This window comes from Stieleria neptunia (assembly GCF_007754155.1).
In the GTDB taxonomy this organism is placed as follows: domain Bacteria; phylum Planctomycetota; class Planctomycetia; order Pirellulales; family Pirellulaceae; genus Stieleria; species Stieleria neptunia.
In genome coordinates, this window is record NZ_CP037423.1 from 7,951,013 (window position 1) to 7,966,615 (window position 15,603).

The 15,603-nt window shown below is 60.6% G+C and carries 14 protein-coding genes; 7 read left to right on the plus strand and 7 right to left on the minus strand.

Annotated elements, in window-relative coordinates; translation table 11 throughout:
• The first annotated feature begins 152 nt into the window (after positions 1 to 152).
• The 4 genes from tig (at position 153) to Enr13x_RS27760 (ending at position 4,810) form a co-directional block, all read left to right on the plus strand.
• Positions 153 to 1,655, plus strand: a complete 1,503-nt coding sequence (gene tig, locus Enr13x_RS27745; protein ID WP_145390130.1) for a trigger factor — start codon at positions 153 to 155, stop codon at positions 1,653 to 1,655.
• 100 nt (positions 1,656 to 1,755) lie between these two features.
• Positions 1,756 to 3,546, plus strand: coding sequence for a SpoIIE family protein phosphatase (locus tag Enr13x_RS27750; protein WP_315856927.1), 1,791 nt, complete (start codon positions 1,756 to 1,758; stop codon positions 3,544 to 3,546).
• On the plus strand, positions 3,543 to 3,812 hold the full coding sequence (locus Enr13x_RS27755; RefSeq protein WP_145390132.1) for an acylphosphatase: 270 nt from the start codon (positions 3,543 to 3,545) through the stop codon (positions 3,810 to 3,812). The genes Enr13x_RS27750 and Enr13x_RS27755 overlap by 4 nt, the downstream gene beginning before the upstream one ends.
• 89 nt (positions 3,813 to 3,901) lie before the next feature.
• Positions 3,902 to 4,810, plus strand: a complete 909-nt coding sequence (locus Enr13x_RS27760) for a thiamine-phosphate kinase (protein ID WP_145390133.1) — start codon at positions 3,902 to 3,904, stop codon at positions 4,808 to 4,810.
• Positions 4,811 to 4,919: 109 nt separating this feature from the next.
• On the opposite strand, the gene Enr13x_RS27765 is transcribed toward Enr13x_RS27760, so the two are convergent.
• The 4 genes from Enr13x_RS27765 to Enr13x_RS27780 form a co-directional block, all read right to left on the minus strand.
• Positions 4,920 to 5,366: a DUF3750 domain-containing protein gene (locus Enr13x_RS27765; RefSeq protein WP_145390134.1), complete on the minus strand. Its 447-nt coding sequence runs from the start codon at positions 5,364 to 5,366 to the stop codon at positions 4,920 to 4,922.
• 178 nt (positions 5,367 to 5,544) lie between these two features.
• Entirely contained in the window at positions 5,545 to 6,570 is a 1,026-nt protein-coding gene (locus Enr13x_RS27770; RefSeq protein ID WP_145390135.1) for a DNA polymerase III subunit, read from the minus strand.
• Positions 6,567 to 7,082 (minus strand): ribose 5-phosphate isomerase B, encoded by a 516-nt coding sequence (gene rpiB / locus Enr13x_RS27775; RefSeq protein WP_145390136.1) that lies wholly within the window; start codon positions 7,080 to 7,082, stop codon positions 6,567 to 6,569. Before rpiB ends, Enr13x_RS27770 begins: the two co-directional genes overlap by 4 nt.
• Positions 7,082 to 8,224 (minus strand): L-threonylcarbamoyladenylate synthase, encoded by a 1,143-nt coding sequence (locus Enr13x_RS27780; protein ID WP_145390137.1) that lies wholly within the window; start codon positions 8,222 to 8,224, stop codon positions 7,082 to 7,084. Before Enr13x_RS27780 ends, rpiB begins: the two co-directional genes overlap by 1 nt.
• 165 nt (positions 8,225 to 8,389) lie before the next feature.
• Between Enr13x_RS27780 and Enr13x_RS27785 the strand changes: the two genes are divergently transcribed.
• The 3 genes from Enr13x_RS27785 (at position 8,390) to Enr13x_RS27795 (ending at position 11,108) form a co-directional block, all read left to right on the plus strand.
• A complete protein-coding gene (locus Enr13x_RS27785) occupies positions 8,390 to 9,400 on the plus strand; it encodes an NHL repeat-containing protein (RefSeq protein WP_145390138.1) in 1,011 nt (336 codons plus the stop codon).
• Positions 9,401 to 9,549: 149 nt separating this feature from the next.
• Positions 9,550 to 9,795, plus strand: coding sequence for a hypothetical protein (locus Enr13x_RS27790; protein WP_145384425.1), 246 nt, complete (start codon positions 9,550 to 9,552; stop codon positions 9,793 to 9,795).
• Between the two features lie 92 nt (positions 9,796 to 9,887).
• On the plus strand, positions 9,888 to 11,108 hold the full coding sequence (locus tag Enr13x_RS27795) for a hypothetical protein (RefSeq protein ID WP_145390139.1): 1,221 nt from the start codon (positions 9,888 to 9,890) through the stop codon (positions 11,106 to 11,108).
• Between the two features lie 197 nt (positions 11,109 to 11,305).
• Here Enr13x_RS27795 and mdh read toward each other — a convergent pair whose 3' ends face one another.
• From mdh to Enr13x_RS27810, 3 genes are all read right to left on the minus strand, one after another.
• Positions 11,306 to 12,253 carry a malate dehydrogenase gene (gene mdh / locus Enr13x_RS27800; RefSeq protein WP_145390140.1) on the minus strand — a complete coding sequence of 316 codons (948 nt, stop codon included), beginning with the start codon at positions 12,251 to 12,253 and terminating at the stop codon, positions 11,306 to 11,308.
• A gap of 393 nt (positions 12,254 to 12,646) precedes the next feature.
• A complete protein-coding gene (locus tag Enr13x_RS27805; RefSeq protein WP_145390141.1) occupies positions 12,647 to 13,951 on the minus strand; it encodes a hypothetical protein in 1,305 nt (434 codons plus the stop codon).
• Between the two features lie 191 nt (positions 13,952 to 14,142).
• The gene (locus Enr13x_RS27810) at positions 14,143 to 15,561 is read right to left on the minus strand and encodes a hypothetical protein (RefSeq protein WP_145390142.1); all 1,419 of its coding nucleotides are present in this window, start codon (positions 15,559 to 15,561) and stop codon (positions 14,143 to 14,145) included.
• Between the last annotated feature and the right edge of the window lie 42 nt (positions 15,562 to 15,603).

Genomic DNA, 15,603 nt, shown 5'->3' on the forward strand with positions numbered 1-15,603 from the left:
TAAAATCGCGGCGGCGACTTGCCGATTTTGACTCGACCGCGATAGATTACGGGCTTCTCCAGCAAACAGAGCATTTCGCTGCTGCGAAAAAACGCTTTGCGGCAGACACACTAATTTTGTTCACCCCGTTCCCGTCCAAGGTGCGTTACAGGATGTCCACGTCCATAGATTCCCCCGAAAACGCCGAAGAAGCGACCCCACTCCAACTGGAGGTCCAGGTCAGCTCCCCGCAGGCGTGTGTCCGCGATGTTGTCGTGACTGTTCCCGAGTCCGAAGTCAAACGCTACCTGAAGGACGCGTATGATGAATTGGTGCCGGAGGCTCAGGTGCCAGGTTTCCGCAGCGGGCGTGCACCGCGCCGTCTGGTGGAAAAACAGTTCAAAGACCGAGTGGTCGAGCAGGTCAAAGGCAAGTTGTTGATGGACAGCCTTTCGCAGGTCACCGAAAGCCAAGACTTTTCGGCGATCAGCGAGCCGGACTTCGACTACAACTCGATCCCCGATCCCGGCGAAGGCCCCTTCTCGTTCCAATTCTCGATCGAAGTGCGTCCCGAGTTTGAGACTCCCAACTGGAAAGGGCTGGAGCTGACCAAGCCGGTCGAAAACATCGACGACGACGCGGTCAGCGCGGCGTTGCAGCGGGTGCTCAATGACCGGGCTTCCTTTGAAGCGACCGACGAACCGGCTGAACTGGGCGACAAGCTGGTCGTCACGATTCGCTTCAAAGAAGGCGACGAAGTCATTTCGACGATGGAAGAAGAAAACATCACGTTGGCGCAGGCACTGTCGCTCAGTGACGCCGTCTGCGAATCCTTCGGCGCCGATGTCGCCGGCAAGAAGGAAGGCGATACCGTGACCACGGCGGTCAAGCTGGGTGAGTCGGACGGCGATGCCGACGACGCCCGCACGATCACGGCCGAAGTCGAACTGGTGGAAGTTCAGAAACTCGAAAACGTCGAACTGACCAGCGACGTGCTCGAAGAACTCGGCGACTTTGAATCCGAAGAAGAGCTTCGCGAATTCGTCAAAGATTCGCTGGTTCGTCAAGCCGAATACCGCACCCAACAAGCCGTTCGCCAAAAGGTGACCAACCTGTTGGCCGAGTCGGTCACGTTTGATTTGCCCGAAGACCTGGTGCGTCGTCAAACCAATCGCGAGCTGCAACGACGCGTGTTGGAAATGCGTCGCAACGGATTCGACGACACGACGATCCGCGGGATCGTCAATGCACTGCAGCAGAACGCCCGTGCGTCGACCGAGACGGCGTTGCGTGAGCACTTTGTGCTCGAGCAGATCGCCGAAGAGCAGTCGATCGACGCCGAGCCGCAGGAATTCGAAAACGAAATCATGTTGATTTCGCAGCAGTCCGGACAAAGTCTGCGAGCCACCCGGGCGCGGCTGGAAAAGACCGGACAGATGGATGCACTGCGCAATCAAATCGTCGAGCGAAAGGTGATCGAATTGGTCGTCGAGAACGCCAAGGTTACCGAAGAAGAGGTTTCGGCTGAGATGGATGATCCGACCAAGGACTCCTATCCGGTGTCGCACAGCGTCTTCGGAACGAAAGCCGATTCGGAAATTCCGGAAGCGAAGTACGAGGACAACAGCGTCCCCGAGTCGCCGCTGCCGGGTTCGTCCGATCAAGACAAGGATTGATTCGGACCTGGTTCTACGAGCACCGGCAACCTTTTGAGGGGCCAACGGATCGATGGCGTTTTTGTCAACTAGTGTCGGAAGTAGTGCACTCGGTACAGGCGTGGACTCCGCCGCTGGCGCGATCAGCGGCGGGCCGGAACGTTTTGAACTGGCCGAGGAAGAGACTTCGATCGGACGCCATCCCGATTGCCATATCGTGGTCGATGCCGGCGCCGTCAGCCGATTCCATGCCAAGGTCGTTCGCCAGAACGGCCAGTACACGGTGTTCGATCAAGGCAGCCGCAACGGCACCTTCCTGAACGGCCAGCTGCTCTCCGGCGGCCAGGTGCTGCGGGAGGGCGACCGGATCCGGATCAGCGATATCGAACTGATCTTCCACGGCGATAGCTATCCCGAATTCGCGGCCGGCGGGGCTTCGGAATTGACGTTCAGCGGTTCCAGTTTCGGAATCGTGATGGTCGACGACGAATCGGATAACTCGCGCGTCGTCACACCGCAGGTGGAGTTCGAAAAATCGGGCGAAGGCCTGAAGATGAGAGCGACGCCCGAGGCGAAGCTTGAGGCATTGCTGAAGATCAACCGCAACCTCAGCAACACGCTCTCGCTGGACAGCGTGTTGCCGGGAATTCTGGACAGTCTGTTCGCGATCTTTCCTTCGGCCGACCGCGGTTTCATCGTGATGGAGACCGAAGACGGCGGGCTGCAGACCCGCTGGATCAAAACCCGTCAGGCTCGTGACGAAACCGAAACGGTGCGGATCAGCCGGACCATCATTCGCCGCGTGATCTCAAGCGGTGAAGCCCTGCTGTCGTTTGACGCCATGCAGGACAGCCGATTCGACAGCAGCGAATCGATCGCAGACTTTTCGATCAAGAGCATGATCTGTGCACCGCTGGGCGACTCCGACGGCAATCGGTTCGGGGCCATTCAAATCGATTCCACCCAAGGGCGTGGCCAGTTCGTCGAAGAGGACATCGATCTGTTGGCCGGCATTGCGGCCCAGGCGGGCATTCTGATCACCAACGCTCAGATGCACGAACGGGCATTGCAACAACGCGAGGTCGAGCAAGACCTGAAGCTGGCAACGGATGTCCAAAAGGCGTTTTTGCCCCAGCGGTCGCCCGACGCGACCGGCTACGCCGTGGAAAGCTATTACCAGGCGGCCAATCACATCGGAGGCGATTACTTCGACTACATCCAGTTGTCCGACGGGAAAATCGGAATCGTGGTCGCCGATGTCGTCGGACACGGCGTGGCGGCGGCGATGTACATGGCCAAATTGTCCGCCGAAACGCGGTTCTGCTTGGCCGGTGACCCGGACGTCGCCCGGGCGATCGAAAAATTGAACGATCGCATGAGCGAGCTGGGCGTCGAGCGATTCGCGACGTTCTTGCTGGTCGTCGTCGATCCGGCCAGCCCCCACGTGACGATCGTCAACGCCGGGCACATGCCTCCGATTTGGCGGCACGCCCGCAGCGGCGAAATCACCGAACCCGGCGGCGAAGAATCAGGGCTGCCGATCGCAATCTATGCCGGAATCGAATACGAAGCGGTCCGCGTCGAGGTGGAACCCGGTGACGTGCTGTTGATGTACACCGATGGCGTCAACGAAGCGATGGACGCCGAGGACAACGAGTTCGGGATCGAATCGATTCGCAAGCTCGCCGCAATGGAGAGCGAAGCCGGGGCGATTAAAGACCGCGTCGTCGAGGCGGTGCTGAAACACGTCGGTGACGCCCCGCCGTTTGACGACATGTGCATGGTGGTGATCCAGCGGACGCAGCCTCCCGAGCCACCGCCGGAGACCCAGCCAGAGACCCCGTCCGACGCCGAGCCGACCGCTCCGGTCGATACGGTCGATGACGACGAGATCGATACGGCGCTGCGATGAACGTTCGTTTGATCGCACGCTACCGTGGCCGCGTTCAAGGCGTCGGGTTTCGAGCGACGGTGCTGTTTCACGCCAGCGGCCTGGATATCCATGGCTTCGTTCGCAATCAGCCCGACGGAAGCGTCTTGGTCGACGCCGATGGGCCCAAGAGCCAGTTAAAGGAACTGATCCGCCGGATCGAGTCGCGGCCGGCCGGTTCGATCGACGATTGCGAAGTGACGTGGGTAGATTCGCTGCAACGCAATCGTGGTTTTTCCATCGGCTAAGCAACGGGCGGAAAATAAGTCGGATAGGCTTCCAGCCTGTCGACGCTGGAATGACAGGCTGGAAGCCTACCCCAGGAGAGTATCAAATCATGGAACAGTCTTTTCTCGCTTATTTGAAAGGCCGCACGCGGTCGTTGCCGCAGGTCACCGTCGGGATCGGTGACGACGCCGCCGTGATCCAATCCCCCGCCTCGCCGTCCATCGTCTGCACGGACCAGATCATCGACGGCGTCGATTTTGCGATCGACGAACACGACCTGGCTGACGTCGGCTTTAAGGCGATGGCGATCAATTTGAGTGACATCGCCGCGATGGGAGCGATCCCGACCAGCGCCCTGGTCACCCTCACCCTGCCCAAACAAAACGCCACGAAGATCGCCGGAGAGGTTTACGAAGGGATCCTCGAAGCGGCCAAGCAGTTCGACGTCGCCATCGCCGGCGGAGATCTGTCGACCTATGACGGCCCCCTGGCGATCAGCATCACCTTGCTCGGCCACGTGAGCGACGGCGATCCCTGGTTGCGGAGCGGTGCCGTCGAAGGCGATGTCGTGTTGGCCAGCGGCGGCTTTGGCGGCAGCATCGGAGGACGGCACCTGCGGCCGACCCCGCGCATCGAACTCGCCTCGGCGATTCGAAAACAGGCCACCGTCCACGCGGCGATCGATGTCAGCGACGGCCTGTCCCTGGACCTGGACCGGATGTGCGCCAGCAGCGGATACGGCGTCGAACTGGATGTCGACGCGATCCCGATCCACCCCGATGCGATCAAGCTGTCCGCCAAGACGGGCCGCGAGCCGTTCCAACACGCCTGGAGCGACGGCGAGGATTTCGAACTGTTGCTGACCGTCGCACCGGCCGACGCCGAACAACTGCTGGCGGCCGACCTGCCGGCCCCGCTGACCGCGATCGGAAAAATCGTCGGACGCACCGGGCTGTGGAGAATCCATGAAGGCAAGTACTTGAGACTTTCGCCGCAAGGCTACATTCACGGGGAGTGAGATGGCGGCACCGGTCAGGCGGCGGTGCGGTGCCAGGGGAAGAACTGGTCAAAAGATTGAGTGGTCAAACGATTGGGGCCGGCTGAGGGACACCGTTCCCGGAGTCTGATCATTGTTTGCCCCACCCCTGTTTTGACCCATCTTTCCGCATCCGTCGCGCGTACCCCGCTCCGACGCTTCGCCAGGAAAGTCGATAGCGGTCTTCCAGGCACCACTGGACGAAGGTGTTGCTGTTGGGGCCGGGGACGTAGCGATAGGTCCTGCACCACGGATAGGAATCGGGCGCCGCGTCGGTCCGAATCGCAATCCGAGCGGCTTCGTGATCGCACCACCGATGCAGAAAGTACGCGGGGTGGTTGCGAATGCCGGCGGTCGGTGCCATCAGATTTCGATGCAGATGCCCCCAGCTTTCTCCGCCGAAATCCGCGTCTTGCCAGACTTCCCAGCGGTCGCATTGGTCGCCGCGACGGATCAGCAGCCAGCAATGCTCGGCAAATCGGAAGGGGCCCGGCAGACGGGCCGCCCAGAGTTCCACGGTGACGGCTTCGGCTGTCATGCGAGTGCTTTGTCAGCTTTGACTTTCGGGCTGTAACTTGCGTAGCGATGAAGTGACCAGTGAGCCCACGGATGGCAGCGCGGACCCACGGATTTTTGGCACTCTGTCATCCGTGGGTTCGCGCTGCCATCAGTGGGTATTATTTTTCCTTGCTTAGCCCGGCAACAATGATGGAGCTTTAGGAGCCGATTTCACCCCGGTCACCCGTTTGCCCGGCGGCGATGTCGGCGGCGAAGCAATCGACCAGGGTGGAGACATTGGCCATCCGTTCGAGTTCGCGGAGTGCTCGTACGCTGCGATCCAGCCGCGCCAGGGTGATCGGTCGCGGGGCCGAGGCGAAGGCTTCTTCTCGCATCGTCTTGCGATAGTGTCCGATGGCCATCGAAAAAACGTCGCGCAACACGGCGCGTTTTTTCGGGGCTTCTTTCCCGGCTTCGTCCACTCGTGTCGTGACGATCCGTCGGATCGCGATCGGATCGGGGAAGGGGTTCGCCAGGGCGCCGATCAGGGCATCGCGAAAGCGTCTTGAGTCGTCGCTGAGCAGACGCAGTGCCGCCGGAACGTCTCCGCCGGCGATCTCGACCGCGTGAGAGATTTCGGCCGGGTCGGCGGGGATTTGCTGGACGTCGCGGATCAACCGTGTCGCTTCTTCGGCGTTTAAGGGCGCAAACCGAATCACTTGGCAGCGGGAACGGATGGTGGGCAATTGCTTCTGTTCGCTGGTGCCGACCAGCAGGATGACGGCATCCGAGGGCGGTTCTTCGAGCGTCTTGAGCAGGCAATTGGCGCCTTCTTCGTTCAGAAAATCGGCGTCTTCCAGGATCGCGACTTTGCGGCGTCCACAATACGGACTCAGCCGGACATCGCGGCAGAATCCTTCTTGCATCCGTACTTCCGGGCGACCGATCAACAGGTCGACGGGGATCACCGTTTTGTCTTTCGGTTTGCGAATGCGAATCAGATCGGGATGGGTTTCGGCGTCGACTTGGACGCACGCTTCACAGGTTCCGCAGGGGTGCATCGCCTCGGGCGGATTGCGGCTGCACAACAGCGTCCGGGCCAGCAACGTGGCGACGCTGCGTTTGCCGACACCGGGCGGGCCGACCAGCAGGAAACTGCCGCCGAAGCGTTGTTGCCGGATCGAGTTACCGAACCACTGTTCCAGGTGGCGGTTTCCGATCAGATCGGTCCAGTTGGCGATCATGAGGCCTGGGAATCCGCCGCGGTCGTGTGACCGGCCGCACGGTTGTTGCTGTGGCAATTGGGGCCGTTTACGTTTTCCTTTTCGATCTTCTCGATCTTGGCGATCCGTTCGGCGTGGCGGCCGCCGTCAAATTCGGTTTGCAGCCAGCGAAGGACCAGGTCGTCGATGGAACGTTCGCCGATCAGATCGCCGGGCAGACAGAGCACGTTGACATCGTTGTGCCGCCGGCTCATTTCGACCATCACTTCGTCGTAACAGGGCGCCGCGCGGACGCCGGCGAATTTGTTGGCGGTGATGGCCATGCCGATGCCGGTGCCGCAGATCAGGATGCCTCGATCCGCCTGGCCGTCGCTGACGCGCCGGGCGACCACTTCGGCAAAGTCCGGGTAATCGACCGAGGAGTCGTTGAAGGTGCCTTCGTCGAGGATCTCGTACGAGTTGGCGGTCAGGGATTGGATCAGGCGTGCTTTGATCTGCACGCCGCGATGATCGCTGCCGAGTGAAATACGCATTACGCAGACTCCTGATCTCCGTCGGAGACCTCGGGAAAAAAGTCGTCGTCCAGACGCTCGAACCATTTTTCCAGCTCGCCTTCCATCTGGTCGGCACACTGTCGGTACGCATCGACGGGCATCCCGATCGGATCGGAAATGTCGCCGCCGTCGTGACGCAAGGTGAACACCCGATCGTGCATGTCGGGCCACGCGGCCAAGATGGCCGCACGGTGCGAACGGGTCATCGTCAAGACGAGATCGGCGACGTTCATGATGTCATCACCAAGCGGTTGGCTGGCGTGTCCGGTTAAGTCCAGTTTACGCTCTCCCATCACCTCGATCGATTGTGGGCTCGCGCTGCCACCGGCCGAGGCGGCGACGCCGGCCGAAAGCACCCGGACGGCATCTTCCCGACCCATCTTTTTTCGCAGTAGTTCACGCATCAGGGTTTCCGCCATCGGGCTGCGACAGGTGTTGCCGGTGCATACCATTACAATAACGGGTTTGACGAATTGATTCATGGCGGCTCGCTCGATCACTCCTTCTCGCAACAGTTCCCAACGTTTTCCGATCACCCGGACCACCGTGGATGCCCCACCATAACGCGTGGGGCCGTCGTCGAGCAGCAGTGGTAGCGTGCCGGAGAGCTGCTCGAGGACGCCGGCGGCGGTCGTTTGCGTCGGTTTCCCGGTTAAATTGGCACTCGTCAGCACCAACGGGGCGGCCATAAATCGGTGAATCGACTGCAAAATTCGGTGGTCGACGACGCGAAACCCGACCCCCCCGCTGGGTCCGGCGATCCGCCGGCGGACCGAGGCGGGCAACTGGTGCACCGCGGAGTGGTCGTTTTCACAGGGGGTGACCAGGGTCAACGGACCGGGCCAACAGCGGTGGCTCAGCCGACGTGCGACCGGGGACGCTTCACAGAAAAAATCTTCGGCCGCCTGACGACTCCGCACCGAAATCGCCATCGGTGCCTCGCCCCGCCCCTTGATCGCGATCAATTTCTCCACCGCTTGGGCATCCAACGCATGTGCGGCCACCCCATACACCGTGTCGGTCGGAAACGCCACCACCTGCCCTTCGGTCAACGCTTGGACGGTGCGGTGGATGATGTCGCTGGGGTCGTCGGTTTCGCGAAGATCAAGAACTTTGGTCATGAATGCCGACGAATGAGTCTGTCAAAGACGAGCAGGGCCCGCGCCCCGGATCGAGTGCCGACATTGTAAGAGCCGCAAAATTAAGTCCACAACCGGACGAACGGGAAAAGCCCTGTAGAATGAGAGCGTCCCCCGCAAAAAACGATCACACGTCAATCGGATCCGATGAGACACCTGCGACAACCGGCCCTGCGACAATCAACCCCGATGCCGCGTCGCGCGATGCTGAAGCGGGCAGGGCTCGGCACCGCAGCGTTGCTCACCGCCGCCGCGACGGGCTGTGTGCCGGCCAGCGGACACGGCCAGACGGAATTGGTCTGGGGCAGACGGGGACAGAGCTCGGGCCGTTTCCTCAAGCCTCGCGCCATCACCATCGATCGCAACGATCAGCTTTACATCGTCGATACCACCGGTCGCATCCAAGTCTTTGATCGCGACGGGAATTGGTTGCGCCAATGGCGAACGCCGGAGACGAAAAACGGGCGGCCGACGGGGCTGGCGATCCAACACGGGCGACGCCCCGAAGACGATTTGTTACTCGTCGCCGATACCCACTATTATCGCATGCTGGTCTACCGCCTCGATGGCCAACGGATCGAGTCCAAAGAAATCGGCGGCCAGCCGGGGCGAGACCCGGGCCAATTCGCCTTCGTCACCGATGCCGTTTCGGACGACGACGGCTGTTATTACATCGGCGAATACGGCGATTCCGACCGCATCCAGAAATTTGATCCCGATGGCAACTTCATGACCCAGTGGGGCGGGACGGGACGCGAGCAGAAAAAATTTGTTCGTCCGCAAAGCCTGGTGATCGCCGGCGACGTGTTGTGGATCGCCGATGCGTGTAACCATCGGATTCAACGCTACGACATCAGCGGCCCGGCGCCACGCTGGATCGACGCCTGGGGCCAACAAGGCCAGCAACCCGGCCAGTTCCATTATCCCTATGACTTGGCGCTGCTGGCCGACGGCGGCGTGCTGGTGTGCGAATACGGCAACCAGCGGATTCAACGCCTGGCCGCCGACGGCACGCCGCTGTCGATCTGGGGCGCGCCGGGGTTCGAAATCGGCCAGCTCTACCAGCCCTGGGGGCTGGTCGTCGATTCGAAAAACAGGATGCACGTGCTGGACAGCAACAACCACCGCATCCAACGCACCCGTTTGCCGGTCTCGTGAACCCTCTACGCCCACAGCGTTTTACACTTGTTCCCAGGCTCTGCCTGGGCTGCGCAAAACCGACCGGTTTTGTGTTGAAATTGCTATTTGAGAATTTGACGGAATTGGTTCTCTTATATGCAGTTTTTCCGCGTCATGGAGGTTCAGTCATGTCTCAAGCCACGATTGAGTATAAGTCACCTGTTTCCAAACTTCTTGGTTCGGCACGCCGTGGACGAGAGAAATGGAAGAACAACGCCATGCAATCCAAGCGGTTGATTAAGGAACTCAAGCAAAACCTCTGCAATGCGAGAGAGAGCCGCCAGCGATGGAGAGGCGAGGCAAGCCAACTGCGGCGGCGCGTCGCCGAGCTGCAGAGTGAATTAGAGCAGTTAAAAACGCGGAGCAGCCCCTGAAGAATCGCCCGACGCAGCCGTCGACTCAATTGCTGCCGCCGGCCCCCCAACATTCTTTTTCGTTGAGTCTCGTTGTACTCACGATTTCTTGGGTGCTCCAAGCAACCATCAGCTATCGAGCTTGTGAGAAAATTGCCCGCACGCTAGGCACCATCCATTCTGGATTGTCTCACGCCCCTACGGCAAACACGATTCAGAACTGGACGCTGCGACGGGGGCTGCATGAATTAACGCGTCCCAAAGAACAGGCCGACGATTGGATTCTCCTGGTCGACCACACGATCCAATTGGGAAACGAGAAATGTCTTTTGATCGTTGGGATTCGCCTTGAACATTGGCTCAATCTCGATCGGCCTATCCGACTGAGCGATCTCTCGGCCATCCTGATCGAGATTGTCCAGACATCCAACGGCAAGATTGTTGCCGAGCAACTGAAGAAAGCTGCTGACCGAGTCGGTCAGGTCAAGGCCATCATTTCCGACCAAGGTTCCGACTTGGTCAACGGAATCGCTGGTTTTCAACAGGAAAGCGAGTCGACGATCGCATTGACCGACATGTGTCACCGAACTGCGACGGCACTCAAACATGTCCTGCAGAAAGACCCTCAATGGGATTCGTTTCTCGGGCAATGTGGAAAGACACAACCGAAAGCCAAACAGACTGAGCTGGGATCGTTGTTGCCTCCCAAACTCAAGGTCAAGGCACGCTTCATGAATCTGCACAGTCTGATCGGGTGGGCAGAGCGGATGTTGCGTCTGCTTGACACCCCCCATGAAGAACGTCAGCAACAAGATCGACTTGGTCGCCTGGAAGAGAAATTCGCTTGGGTGCTTGACTATCGTGAATCGATCGCAGTCTGGGCACGTCTGATGCGGATGGTCGACAAGACGTTAGAGCACTCACGAACAGTCGGTTTTAACGCAGACTCGGCTGCTTCCCTGGCTGAAAAACTTTCGTGTGATGTAGGCGATTGGCAGAGCCAAGCGTTTCGCGACGAGATCGTCTCGGCGATCGAAGAGAATTCAAGCATTCTTGCCCCCGGGGAGAGGTTGCCGGCGAGCAGCGAAATCCTTGAATCCTTGATCGGTAAGGGCAAGCAGATGGGTCGACAACATTCTCGCAGCGGTTTCACCCGCAACGTCTTATCAATGGCTGCCAGCGTCGCCGACGTCAGTGCGGAAGCCATTGAAACGAGCCTCGCCTCCGTTACCCACAAAACCCTATGCAATTGGGTGAAGGACAACCTCAGACAAACCATGACGATGTTCCGCCGCAGCGTACTACCGTCATCCCCAGGAACCGATACGGCCTAAATCTGCTATCCTTCTGAGCTGCAATTTTGCGCAGCCCAGGCTCTGCCTGGGAACACACTGATCCGGAGGCTCCGCCTCCGAATCGTCCCCAACGCGTGGCGGAGCCACACCGGCAATGCGTTCCAAGGCGGAGCCTTGGAACGAGGATCGGATTGGAACGAGGATCGGGTGCAACGCACCCGTTTGCCGGCGTGATGCTAACCGGCGAGTAACGCGTCCATCGATGCGACCAAGCCCTTGACCGCGTCGACGCTCTTTTGGAAATCAGCCGTTTCGGATTCGGTCAGGTTCAATTCGATCACCTTTTCCACACCGGCGCTGCCCATGATCACGGGCACACCGACGTAGTAGCCGCCGACGCCGTATTCGCTTTCGCACAGTGCGGCGACGGGGATGCAGCGTTTCTTGTCTTTGACGACCGCTTCGACCATCTGGGCACAGGCGGCCGCGGGGGCGTAGTAGGCGCTACCGGTCTTCAGCAACGAGACGATTTCCGCACCGCCCTTGCGGGTTCGCTCGACGATTTCTTCCAGGCGTGCCGGGTCGATCAACTGGGTCACCGGAATCCCGCCGACGCTGGTGCAACTGGGGATCGGAACCATCGTGTCGCCGTGACCGCCCATCAGCAGTGCGCTGATGTCTTCGACACTGACGCCCAGTTCCATCGCCAAGAACGTGCGGTATCGCGCGGTGTCCAGAACGCCGGCTTGCCCGCAGACTTTGGAGCGATCGAAACCGGTGACCTTCCACATCTGCTGGACCATCGCGTCGAGCGGGTTGCTGACGACGATCACGACGGCGTTGGGGCTGGATTTCTTGATCTCTTCGCCGACGCTGGTGATGATCCGCGCGTTGGTGCTCAGCAAGTCATCGCGGCTCATGCCGGGTTTTCGCGGGATTCCGGCGGTGACGACGATCACGTCGCTGTCCGCCGCGTCGTCGTAACTGGTGGTTCCCACGATCGTGGAATCGAATCCCATGATCGGCGACGACTGCATCAGGTCGAGTGCTTTCCCGGCCGGCATGTCTTCGGTTTGGGGAATATCCAACAGGACAATGTCACCGAGCTCCGCAGCGGCACACCAATGTGCACAGGTTGCTCCGACGTTACCAGCTCCGATGACGGTGATTTTTGCGCGACGCATGGTTGATTCTTGATTCAGGGAAAGGGGCGAATAGGGAAAGACGACTGACAAACGCCCATCGTCACAAACGCCCATCGTCTCAGAGCAGCCGTCACGGTCAAGAGGAGGCAGTGTAGCGTGTCGCTGCCGATCGGTGTTTTGAACGACCGGAGGGCTCGCGCCCTGCCGCTAACTTTGGCTCTGAACGTGATAGCAGAACGGCGCGAGCGGGCTGTCGATTTAATCGGGATCTGCTGAGTCAATGGTGAGCCGCTGGCCGTAAGGCCTCGGGCAGCGTCGCGGTGCCCGGCCGCTGACGCGTCGCGGCTCACAAAAAAGACAGCCTTGTCAAACACAGGCAATCCATCGTTCACGCGTTGGGCGGAGCCTGGGGACCGGTTGGAGCGTCCAAGGCTACAGATCGATCTTGATCGAATCGAGTGTGCTCTCACGCGCCTTGGCGTCTTCTTTGGCGTTGCGCCGGGTCCACCAGATCGTGGCCAGGATTGCGACCGCGATCCCGACCGCCAACGCGTATCCGATCACTTGAACCTGGCCGTCATCGCTCGCCGGCGGGGCCATCGACTGCCAGGCCGAAACGACGATCAACGGACCGACCTGTTTGCCGCCACCTTCGCGGGTCATGAATTCGTTCTTGTAGCTCCACAAACGATAAAAGAATCCTTCGATCGCAACGGGGTGGCTGAGCATGGTGACGACGGCGTCGTTGTCCCCGAGCTGCTCGATCAGAAAACTCGGCAACGAGGCCGCGACCAGCGAGACGGGATACGAACCGCTCATCCGAATCGGCTCGCCGGGATCGTCCTCGCTGCGCGCCAATTGGATGATCGTATTGCCCAGATCGCCGCTGGCGTCGACCTGGTAATAGTGGTCCTGGCCCAGTTGCGCCCGCCGCGCCGGATCGGACACACTGATGCGTGTGATCCGAACCGTCGATGCGTTCATTCGGATCCACTGCCCGTGATAGTCCTGCGGGGACTGCAGCAATTCCACCGGCTCGATCGCCAGGGGATCCGGGGAGGTGGCCGGATCAAAGGGGTCGGTGTTCAGGTTTTTGGCGGCCGCGAGCATCGAGTAAAACGCGTCGCCGTCGGCGGCTTCCAGCGACCGACGATTCCTGGATGCCGCTTCGGCGATGCGGCTCAAGTCCACACCCTGGCGCGCGAGCAGCTTCCAGCCCACACTTTCGGCCATCGCCGGGAACCACGCGACACGCCCGGCCGCAAAGACTTGTTCGGCGCTCGACGCGTCGATCACGATCGCATTCGCTTTGACTCGGTCGCCTTCGGAAATCTTGCCGACCAGCGACGGTGCGAAAACCGCAATCGAATCTTCGGAATCCGGCAGCGCCAGCACCAGTTCTTGAAACGTTTCCAACTCCAGGAACTCGGTCAACGATTCGGGGACACTGTATTGACGAACGGCCTCGATCGTGCCTTCGACTTCAACCGCATCGCCGGTGGTCAACTCGGCCGCAACGGTCGGGTCGGTGATCGAACCGGCCGATCGCGATGCCAGCGCGTCTTCATCCGATTTGCGCATTCGAAACAACAGCCGCGACATTTCACCGGCCACGTTGGAATCGCTGACCGGATAACAGGCTTCAATCCGCTGGGCGTCAAAACCGCTGAGCAGATCGATGGCGGATTGCGCCGGCGACTGCCCGCTAAAGCACAACGTCGAAGCGATCGCGATCATCAGTGAGACAGTCCTCCGGACGACGGCCCGGAAGGGCCGTCGTACTCGGAAAAGCGGTCGCCTGAAGCTGGACGGTCCCTTGAGGCGATTCCCGGTCGCTGCATCGCAGCGACAGTTGGCGGCTAAAGCCTGCACACCAACACGCATGCCCGTGCCAGGGGTGCCAAAGACCATTCTGGTCCAAACGAATCTCATGATGGCGTTCCCTGCTTTTCGGAGTCGTGGTGGGTGAGGGCATCGAGGTCGAGTCGAACATCGTCGCCGGCCTGTTGCCGCAAGTTTCGGGTTCGCTTGGCATCTTGGGCGCTGCGGTACATCAACCCTCCGGCCAACGCGATGCCGGCAAGCACCGCGAGCAAGATCCCGGTGATCCCCATCACCTTATCAGCATTTGCATCCGGTCCGCCGTCGGCGTTCCCTGCCGGTTGCCCATCCGTCGCCGCTGCGCCCCCCTTGGCTCCGACGAGTCGACCGATCACCACCGGTGCCAAGTCGGCACCGATCGATGATCGATAGGGCAGCCGCTTGATGAACCGACCGACCGCGGCGATCTGGCCGTCCGGGTTGGCGGGATTGGATTGTCGATCCCATGATCCGTCGGCGGTCAACGAGTCCGCGATGGCCTCGGGCAGTTGTCGCGTCACCAGGATCGTCGGGCGGATGCCGCCGTCGGCGGGAATGATCCACAGTTTCCAGTAACTTTCGATTGCGACGCGATTGGCTTGGGCGGTTTTCTTCTCCGCCAGTTGCAACCGACCGACCAGTCGAACCGTCTGACCGCGATAGACCTCGGGTTGTTGCAGCAGCGGCAGCGTGCCCGTCGTGACGCCCTGATCGGCGGCAAGCTGATCGGCACGAGCCAGACCCAAGTAAAACGCATCGCTGTCGGCGCTGCTCCAAAACGTTCCGTCGTCGACGCGTTGAAAGGCCGCGGTTTGCAGGGCATCCAGCAACGGCGATGCCCAGGACGAAATCTGATTCCACATGGTCCGGGAACACTCGCCCGTTTCGGCACAGGTGCGCAGCGTCTGCAGCGCCGCCAAGATCTTCGTTTTCGCCTCGCCGTCTTGGGGTGGCGACTGCTGTTGCAATCGTTCGGCCGACGCATCGAGTTGGTCGACGGACAAGCCGCCCCAGTTGAAGCGTTCCCGATCGCCACCGGATTGCCGGCCGACCGATTGCAGCTGGATCAACGACTGGATCCAGGCCCGTTGCAACGACAGCTCCATCGCGTCGACCCACTGCGGGGCGGATTCCCAATCCGTCGCAAGGGACGTTGCCGCGGCGGATGGGGTCGCGTCTTCGCGGGCCGGACGGTTGGCCGGAACATCACCGGATGTGTCGCGCCGCTGGGCCAGGGCCGACGCCGGCTCGGTTGCCGGTTCGATCGGCACCCAGGTTTCTTCTGGGGCGACAAAAAAGGTCTGGTAAAGTCCCGGCCGACGGGCCTCGCGCATCACCACGATCACCAACAGCAACACCACGCCCAGCCGAATCAGCCGCCGCCGGTTGTCCGCCGCGCCGGGGGCTGACGTCCGCTTTTTCGGATTTCCCTCCCCTCGCCTGGGGCGATAAAGGCTGGAATCGTTAAATTGCGATGGGATTCGCATGACTCGTCGGACCGAAGGGGGGCGTGCGCTTGAATGACTGCA